21 protein-coding genes and 2 pseudogenes are annotated in these 25,000 nt (G+C 58.8%); 5 read left to right on the top strand and 18 right to left on the bottom strand.

The features are described 5' to 3' along the window. Positions 1-2: 2 nt before the first annotated feature. From fliD to flgB, 14 genes are all read right to left on the bottom strand, one after another. On the bottom strand, positions 3-1,418 hold the full coding sequence (fliD, locus tag AC0T4W_RS05875; protein ID WP_476317330.1) for a flagellar filament capping protein FliD: 1,416 nt from the start codon (positions 1,416-1,418) through the stop codon (positions 3-5). A 67-nt stretch (positions 1,419-1,485) separates the two neighbouring features. Further along, positions 1,486-1,872: a flagellar protein FlaG gene (locus AC0T4W_RS05870; RefSeq protein ID WP_476317327.1), complete on the bottom strand. Its 387-nt coding sequence runs from the start codon at positions 1,870-1,872 to the stop codon at positions 1,486-1,488. 80 nt (positions 1,873-1,952) lie between these two features. Next, positions 1,953-3,128, bottom strand: a complete 1,176-nt coding sequence (locus AC0T4W_RS05865; protein ID WP_476317325.1) for a flagellin — start codon at positions 3,126-3,128, stop codon at positions 1,953-1,955. A gap of 394 nt (positions 3,129-3,522) precedes the next feature. Then, entirely contained in the window at positions 3,523-4,779 is a 1,257-nt protein-coding gene (gene flgL, locus AC0T4W_RS05860; protein WP_476317322.1) for a flagellar hook-associated protein FlgL, read from the bottom strand. Positions 4,780-5,051: 272 nt separating this feature from the next. Then, positions 5,052-7,058, bottom strand: coding sequence for a flagellar hook-associated protein FlgK (gene flgK, locus AC0T4W_RS05855; RefSeq protein ID WP_476317319.1), 2,007 nt, complete (start codon positions 7,056-7,058; stop codon positions 5,052-5,054). Between the two features lie 6 nt (positions 7,059-7,064). After that, entirely contained in the window at positions 7,065-8,240 is a 1,176-nt protein-coding gene (gene flgJ / locus AC0T4W_RS05850; protein WP_476317316.1) for a flagellar assembly peptidoglycan hydrolase FlgJ, read from the bottom strand. 10 nt (positions 8,241-8,250) lie between these two features. Beyond that, positions 8,251-9,354, bottom strand: coding sequence for a flagellar basal body P-ring protein FlgI (locus AC0T4W_RS05845; protein ID WP_476317313.1), 1,104 nt, complete (start codon positions 9,352-9,354; stop codon positions 8,251-8,253). Positions 9,355-9,365: 11 nt separating this feature from the next. Then, entirely contained in the window at positions 9,366-10,085 is a 720-nt protein-coding gene (gene flgH, locus AC0T4W_RS05840; RefSeq protein ID WP_476317310.1) for a flagellar basal body L-ring protein FlgH, read from the bottom strand. A gap of 121 nt (positions 10,086-10,206) precedes the next feature. Further along, positions 10,207-10,992 (bottom strand): flagellar basal-body rod protein FlgG, encoded by a 786-nt coding sequence (gene flgG / locus AC0T4W_RS05835; RefSeq protein ID WP_476317308.1) that lies wholly within the window; start codon positions 10,990-10,992, stop codon positions 10,207-10,209. A gap of 46 nt (positions 10,993-11,038) precedes the next feature. Then, entirely contained in the window at positions 11,039-11,779 is a 741-nt protein-coding gene (locus AC0T4W_RS05830; RefSeq protein WP_476317305.1) for a flagellar basal body rod protein FlgF, read from the bottom strand. Positions 11,780-12,133: 354 nt separating this feature from the next. Continuing rightward, on the bottom strand, positions 12,134-13,450 hold the full coding sequence (gene flgE, locus AC0T4W_RS05825; protein WP_476317302.1) for a flagellar hook protein FlgE: 1,317 nt from the start codon (positions 13,448-13,450) through the stop codon (positions 12,134-12,136). 43 nt (positions 13,451-13,493) lie between these two features. Next, the gene (flgD, locus tag AC0T4W_RS05820) at positions 13,494-14,162 is read right to left on the bottom strand and encodes a flagellar hook assembly protein FlgD (RefSeq protein WP_476317299.1); all 669 of its coding nucleotides are present in this window, start codon (positions 14,160-14,162) and stop codon (positions 13,494-13,496) included. Positions 14,163-14,188: 26 nt separating this feature from the next. Continuing rightward, complete coding sequence (gene flgC, locus AC0T4W_RS05815) at positions 14,189-14,632, bottom strand: flagellar basal body rod protein FlgC (RefSeq protein WP_275961269.1); 444 nt, start codon at positions 14,630-14,632, stop codon at positions 14,189-14,191. Between the two features lie 15 nt (positions 14,633-14,647). Further along, positions 14,648-15,055 (bottom strand): flagellar basal body rod protein FlgB, encoded by a 408-nt coding sequence (gene flgB / locus AC0T4W_RS05810; RefSeq protein WP_476317295.1) that lies wholly within the window; start codon positions 15,053-15,055, stop codon positions 14,648-14,650. A gap of 309 nt (positions 15,056-15,364) precedes the next feature. Here flgB and AC0T4W_RS05805 point away from each other — a divergent pair, with 309 nt between their 5' ends. From AC0T4W_RS05805 to AC0T4W_RS05790, 4 genes and pseudogenes are all read left to right on the top strand, one after another. Then, complete coding sequence (locus tag AC0T4W_RS05805; RefSeq protein ID WP_476317292.1) at positions 15,365-15,583, top strand: bacterioferritin-associated ferredoxin; 219 nt, start codon at positions 15,365-15,367, stop codon at positions 15,581-15,583. Between the two features lie 195 nt (positions 15,584-15,778). Next, positions 15,779-16,249 (top strand): bacterioferritin, encoded by a 471-nt coding sequence (bfr, locus tag AC0T4W_RS05800; RefSeq protein ID WP_476317289.1) that lies wholly within the window; start codon positions 15,779-15,781, stop codon positions 16,247-16,249. A 297-nt stretch (positions 16,250-16,546) separates the two neighbouring features. Continuing rightward, entirely contained in the window at positions 16,547-17,761 is a 1,215-nt protein-coding gene (locus tag AC0T4W_RS05795; RefSeq protein WP_476316702.1) for an IS110 family RNA-guided transposase, read from the top strand. A gap of 360 nt (positions 17,762-18,121) precedes the next feature. Next, positions 18,122-18,481 (top strand): annotated as a pseudogene (locus tag AC0T4W_RS05790) (IS110 family transposase); the annotation flags it as partial. Positions 18,482-18,585: 104 nt separating this feature from the next. Here the strand turns inward: AC0T4W_RS05790 and istB are convergent. Together istB and istA are read right to left on the bottom strand one after the other, a co-directional pair. Then, the gene (gene istB / locus AC0T4W_RS05785; RefSeq protein ID WP_476316371.1) at positions 18,586-19,341 is read right to left on the bottom strand and encodes an IS21-like element helper ATPase IstB; all 756 of its coding nucleotides are present in this window, start codon (positions 19,339-19,341) and stop codon (positions 18,586-18,588) included. A 16-nt stretch (positions 19,342-19,357) separates the two neighbouring features. Beyond that, a complete protein-coding gene (gene istA / locus AC0T4W_RS05780) occupies positions 19,358-20,878 on the bottom strand; it encodes an IS21 family transposase (RefSeq protein ID WP_476317286.1) in 1,521 nt (506 codons plus the stop codon). A 157-nt stretch (positions 20,879-21,035) separates the two neighbouring features. Between istA and AC0T4W_RS05775 the strand changes: the two are divergent. Beyond that, positions 21,036-21,770: pseudogene (locus tag AC0T4W_RS05775) on the top strand (IS110 family RNA-guided transposase); the annotation flags it as partial. A gap of 479 nt (positions 21,771-22,249) precedes the next feature. On the opposite strand, the gene grxD reads toward AC0T4W_RS05775, so the two are convergent. Both grxD and AC0T4W_RS05765 read right to left on the bottom strand, forming a co-directional pair. Beyond that, positions 22,250-22,576 (bottom strand): Grx4 family monothiol glutaredoxin, encoded by a 327-nt coding sequence (gene grxD / locus AC0T4W_RS05770; protein ID WP_476317283.1) that lies wholly within the window; start codon positions 22,574-22,576, stop codon positions 22,250-22,252. A 142-nt stretch (positions 22,577-22,718) separates the two neighbouring features. Beyond that, positions 22,719-24,827 (bottom strand): molybdopterin oxidoreductase family protein, encoded by a 2,109-nt coding sequence (locus AC0T4W_RS05765; RefSeq protein ID WP_476317280.1) that lies wholly within the window; start codon positions 24,825-24,827, stop codon positions 22,719-22,721. Between the last annotated feature and the right edge of the window lie 173 nt (positions 24,828-25,000).

Raw genomic sequence — 25,000 nt, 5'->3', positions numbered from 1 at the left:
GGTTATTTATCCTTTCTGACAAAGCCCGGCAGGTTGGCAAGCGACTGGGTCAAGCGATCACCGGTCTGGTTCAACTGCGCGACCAACGCATCCATAGCATTGAATTGGGAATACAGACGAGCCTGTACCTTCTCAATTCGCAAGGCGAGGTTTTCTTTCTGCTTGTCGATGTCACTAATAGTCGACTGCAAGCCGCTCATGCGTTGCTCGAGCACGCCACCGGCCTTGATAAAGCCGTCGATGCGTTTGTCGACTCGACTCATCAGGCCAGCCTCGCCGGTGAAGAAGCTGCTGACTGCATCGAAATCACTTTCGAGCGCGCCCTTGAGCTTGTCATCATCGATCTTCAGGGTGCCGTCTTTCTGAGTAGTAATACCCAGATCAGCCAACACGCGAAGTCCGCCCTGGCTTGCAGGATCAACCAACTCACTGCGTACAGCACTCAGCAGGTTGCGCACAGTTGCATCGCCGACCAGGCCGCCAACCACCGGCTCCTTGCCCTCACCCACCGGCACCACACTGGTCAACTCGTTGCTGGTCTTGATCAGCTTGTTATAGGCGTCGACAAATTTCTTGATGCCATCGGTAACGCCGCCCGTATCCTGCCCCACCGTTACCGTCAGCGGTGCATCTACTGGCGTTTTGCCAATCAGCTCAAGGGTCACCTCAGGGATGGCACCCGTCACACTATTGGTTGGGCTAGTCAGCGTCAGCCCGTCAATGCTGAACTGCGCATCGGCCGCCTGGGTAATGTAACCCGCGCTGGCAGTATCCGCAGTATTCAAGGCAACCGTACCGTCGGCCGCCAACGCAGCCAGATTGCCAGTGCCCGTCACGATTACGTCACTGCCTGCACCGGTGGTACTGGAGCTGAATACCAGACGCGACTCCCCGGTTGTCGAACCCGGGTTGCTCACAATATTGACGCTAATGCCCTTGTCTTTGAGCGCCGCATTGAGCTGGTCGCGGGTACTCGACAAATCGGAACCGACTGCAATCTTGACCGGTGTGCCAGTATCACTGGCACCGAGCTTGACGGTAAAGGTTTCCTCGCCAGCGCCGCTGCTGAAGGTATTGTCTACCGCAGCGGACGCCACCTTGCTCGAGGCAGCCAGGCGCTCCACTGCCACTTGATAGACACCCGCCAAAGCACTCTTGCTGGCAGAGGCCGTGACTGCGGCGGTATTGGATGAGCTGGCGGTACGCTTTTCAAACAGCGCTGGATTGTTCAATTCCTTTAGCGCTGTCTGGAAGGCGCTAAGCGCACTCTTGAGCTGGCCCAAGGCGGAGAACTTGGTAGTCGTAGCCTTTTCAAGGCGCGCGAGCTGCGCGGCCTTCGGTGCCTTTTCTGCATTAACCAACGCACCGACGATGCTGTCGATGTCGATGCCAGAACCAATACCCGTTAAACCGACCATGTTAACCACCTCGTCATGAGAATGACGCTCAACGCTAGAAATCAATAACAACCAAAAATCATGCCACTCAGGCTTCAGCCTTGAACAGTAAACTACGGATTTCTTCCAGATTCTCGGCCAAACGCAACGCATCTTCAGTCGGGATCTGACGAACGACATCGCCCGATACTGAGTCGGTGACCTTTACCACCACGCGCCCGGTGGAATCATCGACAGCGAAGTTGAGGTCGCGCCGTATTGACTGAACGAAGCCCTGAATCGAGGACAGGGCTTTTTCAACCGACTCCCGGTCCGATTCGACAGGCTGTTCGGCTTGCTCGGTTGCTGCTGCACGAGCCGACGATTCTGGTGCAGGCACCGACCCAGGCCGCGACACAGAGCCGCTGGCCGCGCCGGCTGGCGACTTCGTCCCAGCTGTTACCAACGACAACGGGTTGCTGATACCTATGTCCATCGTCACACCCTCTCAATGGCAAGACGGGGGAAGCGCTAAGCACTTCCCCCCGTAGTCTAACGCTGACTAACTGTTTCAGCTTACTGCAGGAGGCTAAGCACCGCCTGCGGCAACTGATTGGCCTGAGCCAGGATCGCGGTACCAGCTTGTTGCAGAACCTGATTCTTGCTCAGATTCGCGGTTTCAGCAGCGAAGTCGGTATCCTGAATCCGCCCGCGGGCAGCCGATACGTTTTCACCAATGTTTTGCAAGTTGCTAATCGTGTTCTCAAAGCGATTCTGCACCGCACCCAGATCGGCACGCTGGTTATCGATCTGCTTGAGGGCATCATCAATGACCAGCACGGCCGCCTGCGCACCTGCCGCGTTGGTGATGTCTATATCTTTAACGGAGTTAGCAGCAACAGGCACTAATGGAGCCGGAGTCACGGTGCCAAATGTCGCACCAGTCGTGTCAGTGTCGGCGAAGGTGATAGTCACAAGATCACTGGTGGGGACCGCTTGGGTGGGATCTGCCTTGTTAATCACCTGATACACGCCGGCGGCATTCTTATGCACACCCACTTCCACGTTGGCGTCGTTGATAGCCGCAGCCAGTTTGTCGGTGGCCTGCTCAACCGTATCGGTGGTAAGCAGTTCCGCCGTCACAACCACGTCGGCCTTACTTCCGAAATCAAGCGTCAAGCTCACTGTACCGTCTGCTGTAGCAGCGGTGGCAGAACCGAAGGCGGTTTGAAAGAAGGTACCTTCAAGCGAGTCAGCACTCATTTCAGCGATGTTGACGCTGATGCTTTCGTTCGCAGCCGAACCCACCTGAAAGTTCTTGGTGCCGAAATTACCATCAAGCAATTTCTGACCACCGAAGGTGGTGGTGTTGCTAATACGGTCCAGTTCTTTTTTCAACTGGCTGACTTCAGAGTTCAAGGCCGTACGCTCGGAAGTGCTGTTTGAGCCGTTGGACGACTGCAGGGACAGGTCACGCATACGCTGCAGGATATTGGTGGACTGCTGCAGGGCACCTTCAGCGGTCTGCGCCAGGGAGATACCGTCGTTGGCGTTACGCACCGCTACACCCAGACCATTAATCTGGCTGGTAAGACGGTTGGCGATCTGCAGGCCGGCAGCATCATCCTTGGCGCTGTTGATGCGCGAACCGGTGGACAAACGCTGAAGCGAGGTTTGCAGCGCATTGGAGGAAGAGTTCAGGTTGCGCTGAGTGTTCAGGGACGGGATGTTGGTATTGACTGTAAGGGCCATGATGTTTGCCTCCAATGGGCTGGTACTAAAGGTAGCCGGGTAGTGCGAGCTTGGTTGCCTTGCTCAGGCACCCCAGTTACTTCGCATTCGTAATCTTTATCGGCGCTGGCCTAGGATGCTTTAGGTTTTTTTGGCCTATTTCGCGAAAAAAAATTCTTCGGGGTTAACAATCAGTTAGCTCAAACGATAAGACGAATGCAGGGTTTGGGCAGGTTTACGTCAGGAAACCCCCAATTAACAACCACATCTGGACTGTAGGAGCGGGCTTGCCCGCGAGCTTTCGGGGTGACGCTGCCAGCTATATGCACAAAGCTCGCGACCAAGGGATCCCCTACAGCGGTAAAAAATACCCGCAAGTTTTCGGCAATCAAGCGGCTCTAAGAACTACGAAGCATCAACGCAGCTGGTTGAACAGGTTGAGGTTGCTGATTTTTACAAAACTCTGCTGCGCTGCCTCCAGAATGATCGACTGAAAGGACAGACGCGACAGCGCCTCGGCGTAATCCAATTCACGCAGGTCGGCCTGCACGCCTTTGTTGACCAGAGTGACGTCGTCGTTATCAGTCAGGGTCGACTCGATAATATTCAGGCGTGCACCGATTTCGCCGCGCACGCTGTCCACCGTAGTCATGCCGTGATCCAGGTTGGTCAGCGCCTCGGCCACCGCGTCGCGCGTTTGCAGGTTGCCGGCCGGGGTGTCCACACCGTTTTCCAGGGCCGTGCGCAGATTGGCGATGGTGGTCAAAATACCCTGCTTTTCTTGTGTTGGATCGGCCGTGATCTGAATGGTTTCGCCTCCCACCGGAACCCCGTCGAAGTGCAAGGTCACGCCGCGAAACACCAACTGATCGCTATCATCTGGGTCATCGTCGAGTTTGCCGCTGGCCAGCACCGTGCCCGGCACACCGATTTCAAACACTTCATAACTCTCGGCATCTGGATTGCCGAAAACGATTTCAATACCGGCCTGCGGAAAGTTGTTTGGTGGTAACGCGGCGAAAGCCACTTCGTCCTGCACCAAGGGTGCTGAGACGCCCAGGGTAGAACCCACTGGACTCACTGTAAGCACGCTACCTAAGCGCCCCGCATTGGTGACGCGCTCGAAAATCCGCTTGCCACTGCCACTGATCGCCATGTCCAGCGAGCTAGCCACTTGCAGCTTGCGTTGGCCCTCGTCGCCTTCATAGCTGTAACTGCCATCGGCCTGGCGCACGAAGGGTTGGGTCTTGCCCTGAAACCCTGAAAACAGGTACTCGCCGCGAGCATTGCGGGTGTTCATCAGGCTGAGCAACTCATCCTCGCGCTCGCCCAGCTCGGCGGCGATAGACTGGCGGTCGCTCTGACTCAGTGCGCCATTACCGGCCTGCACCGCCAGCTCGCGCACGCGCTGGAGGACGGTATTGACCGAGTTGAGGGTGACTTCCTCCTGGGTCAGGCTGTTGTTGGCCGCCGCAAGGTTGTCTTTGTATTGGGTCAGCACGTTCTGCTGTTGCTCCAGCTGCAGCAGGCGCACCGAGGCAACCGGGTCATCCGCTGGAGTGAGGATGCGGTTGCCAGTACTGATTTGTTCCTGGGTGCGGGTGACATTTGCGTAGTTGCGCTGGATGCCCTGCACGCCGTTGTTGAACGCCTGGATGGTGGAGATGCGCATGAAATCTTACCTCTTAGGCGGCCTGGACAATTGCCTTGCTGCCGAAACCGGATCGCCAGCAAGCTGGCTCCTACACAGTTTGCTACGCGACAGCGCAGCGTCTGGACGACGGGATATCTCCTACAGATCGCAGGGTACGCCAGACACCGCGAGCAGCTCCTCCCCCTAACCCTCGGCTTTGGCGTCCTGCGTCGCCCTACCTCCTGCATCCTTGCAGTCGTCTCCTGGAGGGAGAGGGTATTGTGCTGCGCGCGCCGGCGAGCCGCGCGCTTTTATCTGAACGTATTGATCAGGGTATCGAACAAAGAGCGCGCAACTTGAATGACTTGCGCCGAAGCATTGTAGTACTGCTCGAACTTGATCAGATTGGCCGCTTCCTCGTCGAGGTTCACCGCCGACAGCGAATCACGGCTGTCAGTGGCCTGTTTAAGTATCGCGCCGGTGGCTTCGCTGTCCTGCCGAGCTTGTGCAGTCAGGGTGCCAACACGCTCGACCAGGTCGCCATAGCCATCGGTGAAAGTAACCCCGGTGCCGATGCCGGTCACCGTTGGATCTACGCCAACCGTCTGCTTGCTTTGCAGATCCACCAGCTTCAAAGCGTTGCGGTTGTCCGACACGCCATTGGTGTTGAACGACAAGCTGAAGCTGTCGCCGCTCTCTGGACGACCGCTGACGGTGAAACTCACCCGGTTGCCGCCGCCCAGATCAAGTTCGTAGGTATTCGGCTGGCCGGGTACGAATGCCCCGGCGGGAACCCGAGCTAGGCCAGCAACCGGGGTGCCTGGCGGGTTTTCAAACGCACCCGCGCCGTTATAAGTAAGGGCCACAGGCAAAGCGGCGGCAATAGCCGTTGAGTCAATGGGGCTGGTGCCGGCCGCAATCAGATCGGGCTGTGAAATCGAGCCGTTACCGCGATTCTGCAATTGTGCTTCCGCCCGCACCGGCGCGGCGAAGGCCAATTGATCAGGCTGGTCCAGCACTGCCGTGATGCTACCGGCGCCGCGCCGAGTAGGCTGAAGCAGGAATCGATCCCCAGCATTCGGCGTACCATTTGGGGTTATGGTGAACCCTTGGTCACGCCCACTGCCATCGGTAAAACTGAGCACGCCAGCCGTATCGGTAATCGAAAGCGCCTCGCCATCGCTTAAGCGTCGCGCTGTATAGGTGGCGCCGTCATATTCTAAGCGATAGTCGCTGGTGGTCAGCACGCTGCTGTCGGTGATGTTCAGCGTCGGCTGGACGTTGCTGGTGTTAGTCGTGAAGGCCAGCACTCGCAGCGCTGCGGTTGCGGCGTCGTTGAAGTCACCGAACAGGGCGGTACCCACCTGCCCCTTCAAATCCAAGCCTTCGCCGAGCTGGGTATTGACCTGATCGCTGACCGCCAGTGCCAGCCGACCGAGCGAGTTGAGGGTTGGATCCAGGGATTCGGCGCGGTAACGGATCAGCCCGCCCAGCTCACCGCCGGTTATCAGTGAGGTGATGCCCTGCCTGGAACCGCCGCTGACGAGGTTCACCTCAAAGCGGGTCGGGTCGCCCTGTCCCGGCACGACCTCCAGGCGACTGGTGGTGCTACCCACCACCAGCGGCTGGCCAGAGCCGACGAACAGGTTGACCGAGCTATCATCCTGCGCAACCACCGTCACCCCGATGTAGGTGGACAGTTGGCGGATCGCCTCCTCGCGGGCATCCAGCAGGTCATTGGGCTGCTGGCCGTTGGACGCCGCAATGGCAATAGCCTCGTTGTAACTGCCAATTGAAGTGGCCAGGCGATTGATCTGATCGCTGACCGCCACCATCTGTTTGTTGATGAACTCGTTCTGCTGGTTGATGCGGTCGTAGACCGTATTGAAACGCCGGGCCAGACCTTCCGCCTCCGATAGCACCAACTGCCGGGCGGGGATATTGGCGGGGTCTTCGGCGGCGGTCTGCAGGGCCGAGAAGAACTTCTGCAACGAAGGCGTGATGCCCGTGGTCGAGCCGGCCAGCAGGGAATCCAGCTGCTCGATCTGGCTTTTGTAGGCCTCAACGTCGGAGCTGAGCGCCGTGCTACTACGCACCTGCGCGCTAAGAAACTCGCTGTAGCTGCGCCGAATATCCACCAGCGTAGTGCCCGAACCAATATATCCAGCACCACTAAACTGCGGCACGCGCGTGGCCTGCACGGTGTCCTGGCGCGAGAAACCTGGCGTATTGACGTTGACGATGTTGTGGCCCGTGACTGCCAGCGAAGTCTTGTTCGCCGACAATCCGGACAGGCCAATATTGAGTAAGTCAGCCATGGTTCATCATCCGTTGGTGGACGGCGTACTGACGGCAGCGACTGCTTGATAGGTCTGCATCTGCCGAGCTATCTGAGCGATCTTGCGGGCGTACTGCGGGTCTGTGGCGTAACCGGCTTTCTGTAACTCACGGGCAAACTGCTCGGGTTTGTCGGTGCTGGCCAGGGCCTTCTGGTAGCGACCATTGCCCTGCAGGAAGCTCACGTAGTCTTCAAAGCTATGGGCGAAGGACTCGTAGGCGCGGAATGAGGCCGCTTCCTTGACTGCTTTGCCGCCCTTGAACTCAGTGGTTAGCACGCGCGCCGAGTCGCCTTCCCAGGTGTTGTGGGTTTTGATGCCGAACAGATTGTGGCTGCTGCTGCCGTCCTGCTGACGAATGATCGACTTGCCCCAACCGGTTTCCAGCGCGGCCTGGGCCACCAGGTAACGCGGGTCGACGCCAATCTTCTCGGCAGCCTGTTCGGCCATCGGCAACATGGCGGCAATAAACTCATCCTTCGAGCCGAACGCGGCTTTGCCCGGTGCCAGTGGCGGCTGGGCAATGCGCCGGCCAGTGATCGCATCCATTCCATTCAAAGCCAGCGCGGTATCGGCGGGCGCGGCAAAAGACTTGGCGGGAATCCAGTCGTTCTGCGCCAATGGCTGGCCATCGGCGGCAGTGGCCGATGGCACGATGCCGGCCAGCAAACGGTCCGTCAGTTTACCCGGCAACGACAGGCGCCGTTGGTTGATTAATGAAGTGTCGTCACGCGCGCTGTCGACTTTGGCCAATGGCTTGATTGGCGCACTTGGCACCGGCTCATCAACCTGAGCAAAGGGATTAGGGCGGCTATCCGCCTGCTTGATCTTCGACATCTGCCGCACCAGCACGTCGGCCAGGCCGATGCCACTCTGGTGGTTGGACAGGGTCACCGACAGCTGCTGGTCGTGCATGTCCTGGTAGGTTTTGCTCTCGTTACTGTTCATGAAGTTGCCTTCACCGAACACTTCGTTGGCCGAGCGCATGGCCTTGAGCATTTCATTGAGAAACAGCGACTCAAACTCCTGAGCCACCTTCTTGATGTTCTTTTCGCTGTCGCCACCGACCTTGAATTGCTGCAGGCGATTGAGGTCGTTGAACGCACCGCTGTCCAGGGTGCTTGGGCCACTGCCGAGCAAGCCGGCGGAGAGTCGAGAGTCCATGGCTAGCTCCTCAAATCACGATCAGGTCAGCCTGCAGAGCGCCGGCTTGTTTCAGCGCCTCCAGGATGGCCATAAGGTCGGAAGGCGAAGCGCCCACCTGATTCACCGCGCGGACGATCTCATCCAGCGTGGTACCGGGACCGAACTTGAACATCGGCTTTAATTCCTGATCGGCATTGATCTTGGAGCGAGGCACCACAGCGGTCTCACCACCGGCCAATGCCTCCGGCTGGCTGACAATCGGGTCTTCGGTGATGGTCACGGTCAGGCTGCCGTGGGTCACAGCGGCAGGCTGCACGCGCACGTTCTGGCCAATCACGATGGTGCCGGTGCGCGAGTTGATGATGACCTTGGCCACGGCCTGACCAACCTCAACTTCGAGGTTCTCCAGAATTGACAGGTAGTCAACGCGCTGACCCGGATCGAGCGGCGCGCTGACCCGGATCGAGCCACCGTCGACCGCCTGGGCCACGCCTGGGCCGAGCAGCTCGTTGATATGGTCAACAATATTCTTTGCGGTGGTGAAGTCAGGACGATTGAGGTTGAGCGTCAGGGTATTACCCTGGTCGAAACCACTTGGCACTGGTCGCTCGACCGTCGCGCCGCCAGGAATACGCCCGGCTGACGGAACGTTGACAGTGATCCGCGAACCGTCGCCGCCCTCGGCGTCAAAACCACCGACCACCAGGTTGCCCTGGGCAATGGCATAAACGTTGCCATCGATACCCTTGAGCGGTGTCATCAGCAAGCTACCGCCACGCAGGCTCTTGGCGTTACCGATAGAGGATACGGTGATGTCGATGGTCTGCCCTGGCTTAGCAAACGCCGGCAGGTCCGCATGGATCGACACCGCAGCCACGTTCTTCAGCTGCACGTTGCCGCCCGCCGGCACCTTGATGCCGAACTGGGCCATCATGTTGTTGAAGGTCTGCACGGTGAACGGCGTCTGGGTGGTCTGGTCGCCACTGCCATTAAGGCCGACTACAAGGCCGTAGCCAATCAACTGGTTGGTGCGTACACCCTGGATGCTGGCCAAATCCTTAAGCCGTTCGGCCTGAGCCAGGGAAGCCAGCAGTAGAGCCGCAGCGGCAAGCAGGTATTTACTAAGCGTCATGGTAGCCATCCTCAGAACGGCCACATTGGGCTAAGAAAAAACCGGCTCATCCAGCCCGGCTGGCTAGCATCGGCAAAGGCGCCAGTGCCCGAGTAGGTGATGCGCGCGTCGGCGATACGGGTCGAGGACACGGTGTTGTCGGTGGCGATGTCATCAGAGCGTACCAGGCCGGCAATTCGCACCAGCTCATCGCCGGTATTGAGGGTCATCCATTTTTCACCGCGCACCAGCAGGATGCCGTTGGGCATTACCTCAGCCACCGACACGGTGATCGAACCGGTCAGGCTGTTGCTCTGCCCGGCCGCACCAGAGCCATCTGCTGAGCGGGCAGCATCAAAGCTGGCATCCAGGCCCAGGGTGTCGTTGGCCATGCCCAGCGCGCCAAGGCCTGCCAGTGGGTTTTTCGGGTTCACCGCCATACCAAACAGATTGGGCACGCCGAGGTTGGCCGAGCTGTCTTTGCTGATCTTACTGTTGCTGTTCTTGCTGGCCTGGGTGCGCTCATTCAGGGTGATGGTGATGATGTCGCCCACGCGGTAGGCCTTGCGGTCACCGAACAAACCATTGTCGAAACCAGCCTGATAGATCGAGCCATTGTTCTGCGCCGCAGGCAGCGGTGTACGCGGCATCACTGGAGCGTAATAGGGATCATCCGGCTTAGCTGCGGGCGCCATGCAGCCACTCAACGCCAGGGGGCCAAGCAGTGCGCTTATTACTATCAGCCGGTTCATATCTACTACCTCATGCGTTGCCTGGGATGGCGTGTAACCTGAGCCACCAGTACCCGTTCAAGCGATTCCTTGCTGTATCCAAAGCCAGACCAGACGCTGCGCGACTAGCCGGCCCTACCTATCAAAGATTCTGCGAAATAAAGCCGAGCATCTGGTCAGCGGTGGAAATGACCTTGGAGTTCATTTCATAGGCGCGCTGAGTGGTGATCATGTTCACCAGCTCTTCGACCACGCTGACGTTGGAGTTTTCCAGGGTGTTCTGCAGCGTGGTGCCAAGGCCGTTCAGGCCAGGCGTACCGACCTGCGGCGCGCCGCTGGAGGCAGTTTCCAGAAACAGGTTGTTGCCGATCGCTTCCAGCCCCGCCGGGTTGATGAAGTCAGCGGTTTGCAGGTTGCCGACAATCTGCGGTTGCGGGTTGCCGGCGGTGGTCACCGACACAGTGCCATCTTCACCCACGGTAAAGGTGCGCACCTCATTGGGCAGCACGATGGCCGGCTCCAGGGCATAACCGTTGGACGTCACCACCTGGCCATCGGAGTTGAGGTGGAAGCTACCGTCACGGCTGTAGGACACCGTGCCGTCAGGTAGCAACACCTGGAAGAAACCACGGCCGTTGATCGCCATATCCAGCGGTTGTTCGGTGGTTTGCAGGCTGCCAGCAGTGAAGATCTTCTGCGTGCCGACGATACGCACACCCGTACCCAACTGCAGGCCAGAAGGCAGCTGGCTGTCCTGGCTGGATTGGCCGCCAGGCTGACGACGGATCTGGTACAGCAGGTCTTCAAACTCGGCGCGATCACGCTTGAAGCCCGTGGTCGAAACGTTGGCCAGGTTGTTGGAAATGGTGGTCAGGTTCATGTCCTGAGCGGACAGACCGGTTTTGCTGACCCACAGTGCCGGAAGCATATCGATTCTCCTCGGGCGCCGTTTTAACGACGCCGCGTGCTGATAATTAGGTCATCTGCAAGACGCGCGCCATGGCCGCCGAATTGTCTTCGGCGGTGCGCATCATCTTCACTTGCAATTCGAATTGGCGGGACAGCGAGAGGATCGCCGTCATCTCTTCCACGGCATTGACATTGCTCGATTCGAGAAAGCCCGAGGTGATTTCCATATTGGCATCCGCCTGTACCGGGCCCTGGCCCTTGAAGCGGATCAGGCCATCGGTGCCCTTCTCCATCTGCTTGAGGTCCGGGTTGACCAGCTTTAAACGGTCCACCTCGGCCAGTACGTTGGGTGCCTCGCCCAGGGCGCGAATGCTGATGGTGCCGTCCTTGCCGATTTCGATTTTCTGCTCTGGCGGCACTGCAATCGGCCCAGCGTTGCCCATCACCGGCAAGCCATTGCCGGTACGCAGCACGCCCAGGGCATCGACGTTCAAGCTGGCGGTACGCACATAGGCTTCAGTGCCGTCGGGCGCCTGCACGGCCAGCCAGCCTTTGCCGCCGACGGCCACGTCCAGATCGCGACCGGTTTCTTGCATCGAGCCTGGCGTGAAGTCAGTGCCAGGGCGCTCGCTCATGGCGTAGACCCGCGACGGATAACTGTCACCAAAGATCGGCATGGAACGCGCCTGCTCGAAGTCCCGACGGAAACCATTGGTGGTGATGTTTGCCAGGTTGTTGGCGTGGGCACGCTGGGCCAGGGTGTTCTGGTGGGCCCCAGTCATGGAAACGTACAACATCTTGTCCATGGTTATTCTCCGAGTGGGCTTGCCGCCCCGCTGCTCTATACACGCTATAAAGCAATGGCTGTGCCAGCACTCGAAAATAACCAATAAGCGATTGATTTATCTCAGCTTTAAAAATTAAAAAAGGCTCCGAATGGAGCCTTTTAATATCAAGTCGGCGAGTCATTGCCGTAAGCGGCAAAGCGATCGTCTGCCGTATAGATTCACTGCCACCGCCACAACCAGGCAGATTGAGTGACGACTGCCATGATGATGGGTATCGCTATGCTCAACGCCATCCTACAGGCTGAACTTTTGTAGGATGCGGTTGAGCGCAGCGATACCCATCAATCGCTGACGCCCAACCGTTCCACTCTATCAACGCAGGTTGATAATGGTCTGGGTAATGGCGCTTTCGGTTTCGATGGTTTTGGCGTTGGCCTGGTAGTTGCGCTGCGCCACGATCAGGTTAACCAACTGATCCGACAGTTCGACGTTGGAGTCCTCCAAAGCACCTGACTGCAAAGCCCCCAACGTGCCGCTGCGCGGTGTACCCACCACCGGCTCACCCGACTGGAAGGACTGCACCCAGGCAGTCTTGCCCACCGGTGTCAGCCCCTGCACGTTAGCGAAGTTGGCCAGGATCACCTGGCCCTGAATGTTCGACTGACCGTTGGTGTAGCGGGCAAAGATCACCCCGGTATCATCAATTTCCAGCCCGGCCAATTGGCCGGTGGTGTAGCCGTCCTGACTGACGCTGTTAACCGCGAATGAGCTGGCAAACTGGGTAGCCTGCCGCAAGTCGATATTCACCCCGGTCGGGCTAGCATCGGCACCGTTGGCCGACCAGACCGGCGGCACCGCGGCGTCCGGCGCAGCAGGCACCCAGGTGGTCAGATCAATGGTGCCATCGGGGCCAACTGCAAAACCGGTGGGTGTCGAGGCGATCAACGCCGCCACATCCAACTGACCCGCCGTGGTGAACTGCAGGTCGACCGAAGACGGCGTGGTCAACGTCGGATCATCTGGGTTGCGCCCATCAATCAACACGTTCATCTGCCAGTTGTTGGGCCCGGTCTTGAGAAAGTACTGCGTGAATACGTGGGAGTTACCCTGGGTATCGTAGATATTGGTCGAGGTCGACGAGTTGTAGGACGTCGGGTCCGCCGGATCGAACGGCACCGTGGTCGGCACCGTATTGGTCGAATTAAGGTTAAAGGTCTGGTCCAGATTGCTAGTCGGCAGCGGAGCCTGGCTGGCCGTTTCAATCTGCAGGTCACTGATCACGCCATTCTGCAGATTGTTATTGGCATCCACGGCATAGCCCTGCAGCTTGTAGCCGAAGTTATTGACCAGAAAGCCATCGCGATCCGTACCGAAGTAACCGGCACGGGTGTAGCTCACCTCACCGTTGTTACTGGTCTGAAAGAAGCCGTTGCCGTTGATCGCCAAATCCAGGGCATTTTGCGTGTAATTGATATTGCCCTGGTTGAACAACTGCGACACATCACCCAGCAGCACACCACTGCCCTGGGGGTTGGCACCGGAGCCCAGCACGGACGCCGCATACACATCGGCAAATTCGGCACGCGACTGTTTGAAGCCTGCGGTGCCGGCGTTGGCGATGTTGTTGCCGGTCACGTTAAGGTCGCTGGTCGCGGCACGCAGACCGCTCAGGCCGATATTGAAACCCATGGAAGACTCCTTTGCCGGACAGCCGGCGGCTAAAACCTGTTAATTACTGACCGATCACCTGGACCTGCGACATCGGCACGCTGCCAAGCCCCGCCAGGTTCAACATCAACTCTTGGCCGCCCAACGTGACGCTGTCGACGTTGGCCGGCAGCATGGTGTAAAGCCCCTTGGTGCCTTCGGCGTAGGTGGCCTGGGCCTCGAACTTGTAATTGCCAGGCGGCAGCAGATTGCCGCTGGAGTCCTTACCGTCCCAGATAAAGCTGACATTGCCGGCCGCCTGCTCACCCAGATTGACTCGAGCCACGGCAGCACCGGCCTTGTCATAAATGTTGACGTACACGTTGCTGCTGCTGGCTGGCAGCACCAGGCTGGCTTTGAAGCTTTCACTGGTATCAACCACCGCCTTGTCGCTCGGAATAATCACCTTGCGACCGACCAGCGAGGACGCCTGCAACGCCTGGGATGACTGATAACCGGTGAGCAGCGAGCCCATGCTGGTATTCAACTTCTCAATCCCCTCAACCTGGCTGAACTGCGCCAGCTGGGCGATAAACTCGCCATTGCCTTGTGGCTCCAGCGGGTTCTGGTTATTCAACTGCGCCACCAGCAGATTGAGAAACTCATTCTTACCCAGGTCTTTATTCGTCTTGGTCTCGTTCTTGATCTGGTATTGATCCAGTGCCGAACCAGTGACATCGCCAACAGTGCTCATGGGGGTACGCTCCTTTTTCCGTTGGCTTACTGACCCAGGGTCAGTACGCGCTGCATCATCTGCTTGGCGGTGTTCATCATTTCAGTGTTGGTCTGAAAGGCCCGACTGGCAGAAATCATGTCGGCCATTTCTTCCACCACATTGACGTTGGGGTAATACACATAGCCGCCGGCATCGGCTGCTGGATGGTTCGGCTCATAGCGCGGCATCAGGCTGCTCTGATCCTCAACCACACCCAATACCTGCACACCGACCCCGGCATTGTCCTGATCGGCAAACAGCGAACCGCGATCACCGTTCTGCGCGGACTGGAACATGGTGGCGAATACGGGGTGGCGTGCACGGTAGGTCTGATCAATGCTCGAGGAGACCGTCTCGGCGTTGGCGATGTTGCTGGCAATGGTGTTCAGGCGAGTGCTCTGGGCGCTCATACCTGTACCGGCGATGTTGAAAACACTGGCTAGTGACATGGCATCAGGCTCCTATTAATCGCCGCGCAGGGCGCTGACCAGCCCTTTGAATTTGCTGTTGAGAAAGGTAAAGCTGGCTTGGAACTGCACCGAGTTTTCTGCGTAATTGGACTGCTCGATCTGCAGGTCGACGGTGTTCTGATCAATCGAAGGATGGAACGGCGTGCGATACGCCAGGCTAGCATCGCCGGCAATCACACCATCGGCAGGGATATGCTGGCTGTCGGTGCGACTCAGGCTGACCTGGCCGCGCTGGCTCTTGGCGCTTTGCTCAGCCAGCACACTGGCGAACTGCAGGTCACGCGCCTTGTAGTGCGGCGTGTCGGCGTTGGCGATGTTGTTGGCCAACACCTCTGCGCGCTGAGCGCGAAAGCCCAGTGCTTTTTCGTGAATGCCGAGTGCCCGATCGAAACTGATGCTCATGGTCAGAAACCTTTGCCGGTTGGTGTTACTACTTTCCGTGCAAGACCATAAGCAATGCTTGTGCCATATTATTTTTTACTTATTTATCAATGACTTGATCGATAAATCTTTCGATATATGCGGCAAAGCGGCAAACGCTTTCCGCCTACGAACAAGCAAGCGGCAAGCCGGGACAGCCTATTGCCGCTCGGCCTGCCAGCGCACCGCCTGTCAAACCATCCTAAAATTAACCAAACACTGCTTTGACAAGCATTCTCATTAACATTAGTATCTATCGCATTAGCCACTGCCCTGCCACGAGCCCTAATCATGTACGTGTGTCTCTGCGAAGGTATTACTAACGGTCAGATCCGCGAAGCCATCTACGAAGGCTGCTGCAGCTACCGTGATGTGCGCGCCACCCTCGGCGTTGCCAGCCAGTGCGGCAAATGCGCTTGCCTGGCCAAGCAAGTGGTGCGAGAAACATTGAGCGACGTGCAAAACAGCCAGGCCGCGATGGCCTACCCGGCGAGTTTTGTTGCCGCGTGAATTTAGCGATATACAAGAACCGGACCAAGTGTCCGGTTTTTTATGCTTTAAATTCAATACCTTAGCGTCAAATCGCAGAACTTAAGCATTCGTATTCATATTAATTTTAACTTTAAATTCAAATACTTAGGTTTGACAGCCGAAAACCATCGGCCCAGAATTTAACGCTAACTCCCCTGCAAGGCAGACGCAGACATGAAAGGCGACAAGAAGGTCATCCAGCATCTGAACAAGATCCTCGGTAACGAGCTGGTCGCGATCAACCAGTACTTCCTGCACGCACGCATGTATGAAGACTGGGGCCTGAAGAAACTCGGCGAGCACGAGTACCACGAGTCCATCGACGAGATGAAGCATGCGGATAAGCTGATCAAGCGCATTCTCTTCCTCGAAGGCCTGCCGAATGTGCAAGACCTGGGCAAGATCCTGATCGGCGAAAACACCCAGGAAATGCTCGAGTGCGACCTGAAGATCGAACACAAGGCGCATATCGATCTGAAAGCGGCGATTGCCTACTGCGAAAGCATCGGTGACTACGCCAGCCGCGAACTGCTCGAAGAAATCCTCAGCTCCGAAGAAGACCACATCGACTGGCTGGAAACCCAGCTAAGCCTGATCGACGCCGTGGGCCTGCAGAACTATCTGCAGTCGCAGATGGACGAATAAGAACCTGCTTACGATCTGCTGCGCGTCGACCCTGCCGCGTTAACAGTCATGGCAGCCCCGCCACCCCTGATGATGAAAGAGAGCTATAGATAGGGAAGGTGGCGGTGAGAGGTCGCTAGTTTTTTTGGCGGAGACACCCCGTCGTTAACATGATCCAGCGAACTGACTCGTACCCCGGATTGCCTCTTTCGAGAGCGAACGCTAAATAGGCCGTTGGGGACTTGTTCCCTTCAGGCTCATTCAGTTCGATCACCGCCACCTTCCCGATCTTGAGTGTAGACAGCAGAGGGGTGGGGTATGGAATTGATTGCCCTTTATAAACGTGTGGTTGGACTGGATGTGCATCAGGCCCAGATCACTGCCTGCGCGGTGATTGAAGAGACGGATGGTCGCATCACAGTCGAGCACCGTCAGTTTGGCGCGTTCAAGCGTGATCGTCGGGCGCTGGCCGAGTGGGTAGCGGCTCTGCAGCCGGACGATGTGGTGATGGAGAGCACCGGCGTTTACTGGAAGAGCCCCTATGCGGCCCTGGAAGCGGTGGGTATCAGGGCCAAGGTGGTCAATGCTCGGCATGTCAAAAATGTACCTGGGCGCAAAACGGACATAGCCGATGCTCACTGGCTGGCGATCCTGGCGCGCGCTGGGCTCTTGCGTGGCTCGTTTGTGCCGCCGGCCAAGCTGCGCGAGTTGCGCCTGATTGCCAGGCAGCGGCAGAAGCTGGTCAGCCAGTTGGCCTCGGAGAAGAACCGCTTGCACAAGGTGTTGAGCGACAGCGGGGTGCGTCTCGGCGTCGTGGTGAGCGACCTGCATGGGCGTTCTGCGCGGGCCATGGTCAAGGCGATCATTGCGGGTCAGCCCGTACACGAAGTGCTCAAGTTCGCCACGCGCCGCCTGAAGGCCAGCCGTGAAGAGCTGTTCGAGGCGCTGCAAGGAGAACCGACGGCCAGCCACTGTTTTGTGCTCGACGAGTTGATGCAGCACATTGAAGAGCTTGAAGCGCGGATTTCCCGTTTCGAAGCCCGCCTGCTCAGCGAACTCGATAGCGAGCGCAATGCCCTGTCTCTTTTGCAGACCCTGCCCGGCGTTGACTTGATCGGCGCGGCGCTACTCATCGTTGAGATCGGCAGTGACATGGACGCCTTTGGTAGCGCTGATCGATTAGCCTCCTGGGTGGGCATCTGTCCAGGCAACAACGAGTCTGCAGGTAAACACAAACCTGGAAAGATACGTAAGGGCAATGCTCATGTGCGGCGGTTGTTATGCGAATTCTCGCACTCGGCCAGCCGCACTGCATCGGTATTCAAAACCAAGTTCCAGGCACTGGTGATTCGACGTGGCTACAAGCGCGCGATCATCGCCTTGGCTCACAAACTGCTACGTACCGTCTACTACATGCTCAAGCGGCGCGAACACTACCGGGACAGCGCCCTGGACTATGAAGCCTTGTCGGTCAAACGCAATTCAGCTCGCTGGCTCAGGGCACTGGAGAAGTTCGGCTACCTGCCGAGCTAAACCACCCCCGAGTGTTTTTTTGCTGGTGTCCGGCAGGTTCGCGCTCGTCTGTCAGATGGATTCTTTCACGCTAAAAACAGGCTCGGAATGCTCATGTACAACTCGTACACTCCGCTTCCTCGCCCGTTTTTGCCTTGCAGGACTCTAGCTCGCTAGAGCGTGAAACAGGTTCTATGGCGCAAACCACCGCGCCCTAAACAATAAACCCCGCACTTGGCGGGGTTTATTGTTTATACACAACGGTACGGTGCACGATGCGCGGTAATACGTAGGGCAATGAGATGGACTCCTCCCTCCTACGGCGTCTATGCGCCAGACTGAGGTTGTCACAACCAAACAGCCACGAAGGGAGGAGTCACCATGAAACTTAAGCGAATCGGCATCGATTTGGCAAAACAGGTTTTTCAAGTTCATGGCGTCGATAGCCACGAGCAGGTGAAGTGCCGTAAGCAGCTCAAGCGTTCACAGATGCTGGATTTTTTCCGCCAACAAGAGCCGTGCTTGGTGGCGATGGAGGCCTGTGGTAGTTCGCATTACTGGGCGCGCGAGCTGGGCAAGTTGGGGCATGAAGTGCGGTTGATTGCGCCGCAGTTCGTCAAACCCTACGTCAAGAGTGGTAAGAACGACGCCAACGACGCGGAGGCGATTTGCGAGGCTGCCAGCCGACCCACGATGCGTTATGTCGCGGTGAAGAGTGCCGACCAGCAAGCTGGGCAGTCTGCGGATTCCACGCCATTCGGACACTCAGCCCACGCTGATCCGGACACCTGTTCCACGGTCATCCGGACAGGCAGTCGGAGCGCAGCGACGCAGGATATGCATTGTTAGTCTGAGGTGCCCGGCGTCGTCAATTTCTTCGCCCGCCTGCGCATCGACTCTCCCTTCAGGTTGATCCGGTAGGCGTTGTGCACCAGGCGGTCGAGGATGGCGTCGGCCAGGGTCGGATCGCCGATCAGTTCGTGCCAGTTGTCCACCGGCATCTGACTGGTCACGATGGTTGAGCGTTGGCCGTAGCGGTCGTCCAGCAGCTCCAGCATGTCGCGGCGCTGTTCGTTGGTGAACGGTGCCAGGCCCCAGTCATCGAGGATCAGCAGGTCGGTCTTGGCGTAGCTGCTCATCAGCTTGACGAAGCGGCCGTCGCCATGTGCCAGGCCCAGTTCTTCCAGCAGCCGCGGCAGGCGCAGATAGCGCACGCTGCAGCCGTCCCGGCAGGCCTGGTGGGCCAGGGCGCAGGCCAGCCAGGTTTTGCCGACGCCGGTGGGGCCGCCGATGATCAGGTTGAGGCCGTCGCGCAGCCACTGGCCGCTGCGCAGTTGCAGGATCAGCGCCTTGTCCAGCCCGCGCGGGGCGCGGTAGTCGATGTCTTCGAGGCAGGCGTTGTGCTTGAGCCGGGCCTGGCGTAGGCGGTTGCTCAGGCGCTTGTCGTCGCGCTCGGTCAGCTCGCGATCGACCAACAGGCCGAGGCGTTCTTCGAAGCTCAGGCTGTCGATGTCGGGTGTTTTCAGTTGCTCGGCGAGGGCTTTGAGCATGCCGTGCAGGCGCAGGGTTTGCAGCTTGTCCAGGGTCGGGTGAGGCAGCATGGTGGGATTCCTTTGTTCAGTGGTAGTAGCCGGGGCCGCGCAGGTTGGCGTGGTCGTCCGGTAGTAGGGGTAGGTTCTGTTGAGCCAGCGGCAGGTTTTCCAGGCCTTGGCGCAGAATCGATTCGAGGCTTTTGTAGCTACAGGCACCGAGGCTTAGGGCGCGCTGGCAGGCGGCTTCCAGCCGTTCTTCGCCGTGGTGCTTGCCCAGGCGCAGGATGCCCAGGCAAGCGCGGTAGCCATGCTGCGGATGCACGCGCCGTTCGAGGATGTGGCTGATTACGCCGGCGGTGTTCGGGCCGGTCTGCTCGGCCCAGCGGATCAGCCGTTGAGGCGTCCACTCGGCATGCTCGCGATGGCTCTTGGGCATGTGCTCGGTCTGCGTGCTGTGCCGGCCTTTGTGCAGGGAGCGTACGTGGCTGGCCACCCGCTGGTTGGCGTGGAAGCACTCCACGGTGCGGGCCGTCAGACGCACCTCCAGCTGCTTCTTCACCAACTGGTAGGGCACCGAGTAGTAATGCCCATCGACCTCGACGTGGTAGTCGATATGCACCCGCGCCTTCTTCCACTCGGCATAGACGTAGGGCTGCTCCGGCAACGGGCGCAGAGCCGGGCGATCCAGGCTGGCGAAAGCCGCCTGGCGGGAGCCCGGTAGCTTCTTGAACGGCCGTTGGTTGAGTCGCTCCAGCAGCACGGCGATGGCCCGGTTGAGTTCGTCCAGGGAGAAGAACTGGCGATGGCGCAAGGCGGCGAGGATCCAGCGCTCGACCACCTGCACGCCGACCTCGGCCTTGGCCTTGTCGCGCGGCTTACGGGCCCGCGCCGGCACCACCGCCACACCATAGTGCTCGGCCAGATCGCGGTAACTGGGGTTGATGTCCGGTTCGTAGCGATGGGCCTTGCTCACCGCACTGCGCAGGTTGTCCGGCACCACGATCTCCGGTACCCCGCCGAGGAAGGCGAAGCAGCGGGCATGGGAGCCCAGCCAGTCGGGCAACTGCTGCGACCAGGTGGCCTCGGCGAAGGTGTAGCTGGAGGCACCGAGCACCGCGACGAACACCTGCGCCTGACGGATCTCGCCGCTGTGCCGGTCGATCACCGGCACCGTCTGGCCGGCATAGTCGACGAACAGCTTCTCGCCGACGCGGTGCTCCTGGCGCATCACCACATCCAGTTTGCCCTGCCAGGCCCGGTAGTGGTCGCAGAACCAGCTGTACTGGAAGCCCTGTGGCTGGCCCAGCCGATACTCCTGCCAGAGCAGCGCCAGGGTCACGCCTGGTCGGCGCAGCTCGGCATGCACCCAGGCCCAGTCGGGAGTTGGTCGTTGCTCAGAGGGGATCTCCGGCGGTGGCGGGAACAGGCGCCGCTCCAGCTCGGCGTCGGACAACTCAGTAGGGAGCGGCCAGGAGAGGCCGCAGGCCGTGAATCGGCAAAGGTAATCACCGGCACTGCTGTGACCTATGCCCAGACTGCGGGAGATCTTACGGACAGACAGCCCGCAATCGAACTTGAGGCGCAACACTTCACGGATTTTACGCATGGATAAACGCTCCACGACGACCTCTCTGCTTCGAAAAAGAGGCCAATGGTAGTGAATAAATCCTGCGTAGCTGCCTGCCAGAAAGTGTCCGGATGGCTGTGGAATCAGTGTCCGGATGCTCGTGGAATGGGTGTCCGGATCAGCGTGGAATCACTGTCCGGATGTGCGTGGAATGGGTGTCCGAGTCAGCGCGGAATCCGCACAGTCGGTGCACCGGATCAGAAGCCGGTTAATCAGGGCGCGTACAGCGTTGGTTAACGAGATACGTGGCTTGCTTGGCGAGTTCGGTTTGGTTGCGAGTCGCCAGGGAATAGCGGCCACCCGCGCGTTGCTGCAGCAGGCGCTGGACGAACACCAGACATTACCGGGCGAGCTGCACGAAATGCTGGAGCTCTTGCGTGATGAGCTGCAGGGACAGGATGAGCGAATCAAACAGCTGGACGGCATGCTTCACCGTCAGGTTAAGACGGATGAGCGTGTCCAGCGTTTGCTGCAGGTGGAGGGCGTTGGCCCGATCAGCGCGACTGCCGTGGTGTCTGCAGTGGGTGATGCACGGCAGTTCAGTTCGGGCAGACAGTTCGCGGCCTGGCTGGGATTAGTGCCGAGCCAGCATTCAAGTGGCGGCAAAGAACGTCTGGGGCACATCAGCAAAAAGGGTGACTGTTACCTGCGCACGTTATTGGTCCATGGCGCTCGTGCGGTGCTGAAGACCTGTAAGGAAAAGACGGATCGACGCAGCACCTGGCTGCAGCAGTTGCAGTGTCGACGCAACACAAATATCGCCACGGTCGCCTTGGCGAACAAGAATGCCCGGATCATCTGGGCGATCCTCGGCAAGGGGAAGACTATCAACCTGCTGAGGCGTAAACCTGAAGTACCCAAGCAGGAATGAAGTGACACCGTAGAAGATCCACCACGATTGCACAGTGACATGCAGTGATGACGAACCGGTCGAGCCGGCATGTGTAAAACCTGCTTTACCCACAGGCCCTCTGTAAACCAAGGCCGCTAGGGCGATCAGGAACACATGAGCGGATATTCATCATGGCTCAAGGCACCCAACGCCTTATCAGAAGCCGGATATACGGAAGCAGTCGTACCTAGGTTCGTTGGATGTGTATTTCACTGGCAAAACGGGAGGAGTCCATATATGGGTTAGGCGCGAACCGGGATCAGACAAGCACCACCGACGCTGAACGCGCCGTAACCCACCATGGCGGTCTACTGACAAACCGCAATGGTGGGTTACGCGCCCCGCTGCTATCGCAGTTGGATTATCGAGCGCTGTTCTGCGTCGCTAACCCACCCTACAAAAGCGGCCTGCGACATAGCCTTGGGATAGGGCCTTGTTTTTTGTGCAGCCTGCTGAGCTTAGGCGTCGGCTTTCTGCACAGCGTCTTTGATCAGGGTTTGCAGCTCACCCTTATCGAACATTTCCGCGAGGATGTCGCTGCCGCCGACCAGCTCACCACCGACCCACAGCTGCGGGAAGGTTGGCCAATTGGCGTATTTAGGCAGGTTGGCGCGGATTTCCGGGTTTTGCAGGATGTCGACATAGGCGAATTTCTCGCCACAGGCCATCACAACCTGCGCAGCTTTGGAGGAAAAGCCGCACTGCGGAGCGTTCGGCGAGCCTTTCATGTAAAGCAGAACGGTATTTTTAGCGACCTGCTCTTTGATCGTTTCGATGATATCCATTGGGCACCTCAGGACTTAACTTCCCGACTCACGGGTCGGCACGGTGGCGGCATTGTAGCGAAAAGCCGAGCGTAATGCTCGGCCTTCCCATAGCGCCCCGTAGCCTTAATGCAATCCAGGGGTTTGCTCAATTACATCCGGGCTATGCGGCGTCTACGTGCACTGGTACGCCGTTAAGAGCCGCATTGCCGGACAAGGCATCCAGTTGCCGCTCATCAGTCAGGTCATTGGCGCTGGCGCCTGGCTGCTCACTGGCGATGCTCATCTGCACGCCCGGCCGCGCATGCCCCCAGCCGTGCGGCAGGCTGACCACGCCGGCCATCATGTCGTCACTGGCGGCCACTTCCACCTCAATGACCCCGACCCGCGAACGCACGCGCACCAACTGGCCATCTGTCAGGCCGCGCTGACTCAGATCCGCCGGATGCATCAGCAGTTGATGACGCGGCTTGCCTTTAACCAGGCGGTGATAGTTGTGCATCCAGGAGTTATTGCTGCGCACATGGCGCCGGCCAATCAGCAACAACTCGCCCGCCTTGGCCGTTGGCTGCTCAGCAAAACGCTGCAGGTCGGCCATGATCACCGCCGGTGCAGCCTGAATTTGCTGGTTGGCGGTTTTAAGACGACCGATCAGGTTGGGTTTAAGCGCCCCTAGGTCGAGACCATGCGGGTGCTCACGCAGCGCAGCCAACGACAGCTTATATTCCGACTTGTCGCCGTAACTACCAAACCGCAGACCCATGTCGATCATCTGCTCGGGGGCCATGGTCGGTTTCAGCTCCACGCCCGTCTTAGCGGCAAAGGCTTTGGCCAGACCGACAAATATCTCCCAGTCATGCAGCGCGCCCGCCGGCTTGGCTAATACAGCTTCATTGAAGCGGGTGACATTGCGCACCGCGAACATATTGAAGGTGGTGTCGTAGTGATCATGCTCCAGCGGCCCAGTGGGCGGCAGGATCAGGTCGGCATAGCGGGTGGTTTCGTTGATGTAGAAGTCGATGCTGAGCATAAACTCCAGGCCATCCAGCGCCTGCTCCAGCTGCCGACCATTAGGCGTGGACAGCACGGGGTTGCCGGCCACCGTGACCAGCGCGCGCACCTGCCCTTCGCCCTCGGTAAGCATCTCCTCAGCCAGGGCCGAAACCGGCAATTCGCCACCGTACTCCGGCAAACCGGACACACGGCTTTGCCAGCGATTGAAATGCCCGCCTGAAGTCGAGGCCACCAGGTCCACGGCCGGTTCGGTGCAGAGCACGCCGCCCACTCGATCGAGGTTGCCGGTGACCAGGTTGATCAACTGCACCAGCCACTGACACAGCGTGCCGAAGGCCTGGGTGGAAACGCCCATGCGGCCATAGCACACCGCCGATTCGGCAGCGGCAAAGTCGCGCGCCAACTGACGAATCACTTGCGCCGGCACGCCGCAGCGCGCGCTCATGGCTTCGGCGGTAAACCCGGCAATCGCCTGGCGCACGTCATCCAGCCCGTCTACCGCCAGATGGCTGGCGCGGCCGAGGTTTTCCTCGAACAGGGTATTGAGCAGGCCGAACAGCAACGCGGCGTCCTGGCCAGGGCGAACGAACACATGCTGATCGGCAATGGCCGCAGTTTCGCTACGACGCGGGTCCACCACCACCAGTTTGCCGCCGCGTTTCTGGATGGCCTTCAGGCGCTTTTCCACGTCCGGCACGGTCATGATGCTGCCGTTGGAGGCTAGCGGGTTGCCGCCGAGAATCAGCATAAAGTCGGTGTGATCGATATCCGGAATTGGAATCAGCAGGCCATGGCCGTACATCAAGTGGCTGGTCAGGTGATGCGGCAACTGGTCAACCGACGTAGCGGAATAGCGGTTGCGGGTTTTCAGCAAGCCAAGAAAGTAGTTGCTGTGGGTCATCAGGCCGTAGTTATGCACGCTCGGGTTGCCCTGATACACCGCCACAGCGTTCTGCCCATGCTGCGCCTGGATCGCGCTTAGGCGCTCGGCCACCAGCTCGAAGGCATCCTCCCAGTCGATAGCCTGCCATTCATTGCCCACGCGGCGCATCGGCTGACGCAGGCGATCCGGGTCGCTCTGGATATCCTGCAGGGCCACCGCCTTGGGGCAGATATGGCCACGGCTGAAATTGTCCTGGGCATCGCCCTTGATTGAGCGGATCTGCGTGGAACCGTCGTCCTGCACTTCGGTTTCAATGGTCAGGCCACAGATGGCTTCGCACAGGTGGCATGCACGGTGGTGGAGGGTCTTGGTCATGGCCGGGCCTCTTGTTTTGAGTCGATGCATAAAGCACCGTAAAGCATGACTATGGCGGCAGTTCGGGGCCTGCACCAGCAGGGTTCGCTGCGTGAATTGCGCAGCATCAGGTCAACGGATAGATGCTAATGCGCTCAGCCTCAATGGTCTTGAAAGAGCAGGCAATTTGCGCC

The organism is Pseudomonas sp. C7.1 (assembly GCF_056312395.1).
The sequence above is the reverse complement of the archived record's forward strand: the minus strand, read 5'-3'. Positions and strand labels throughout refer to the sequence as shown.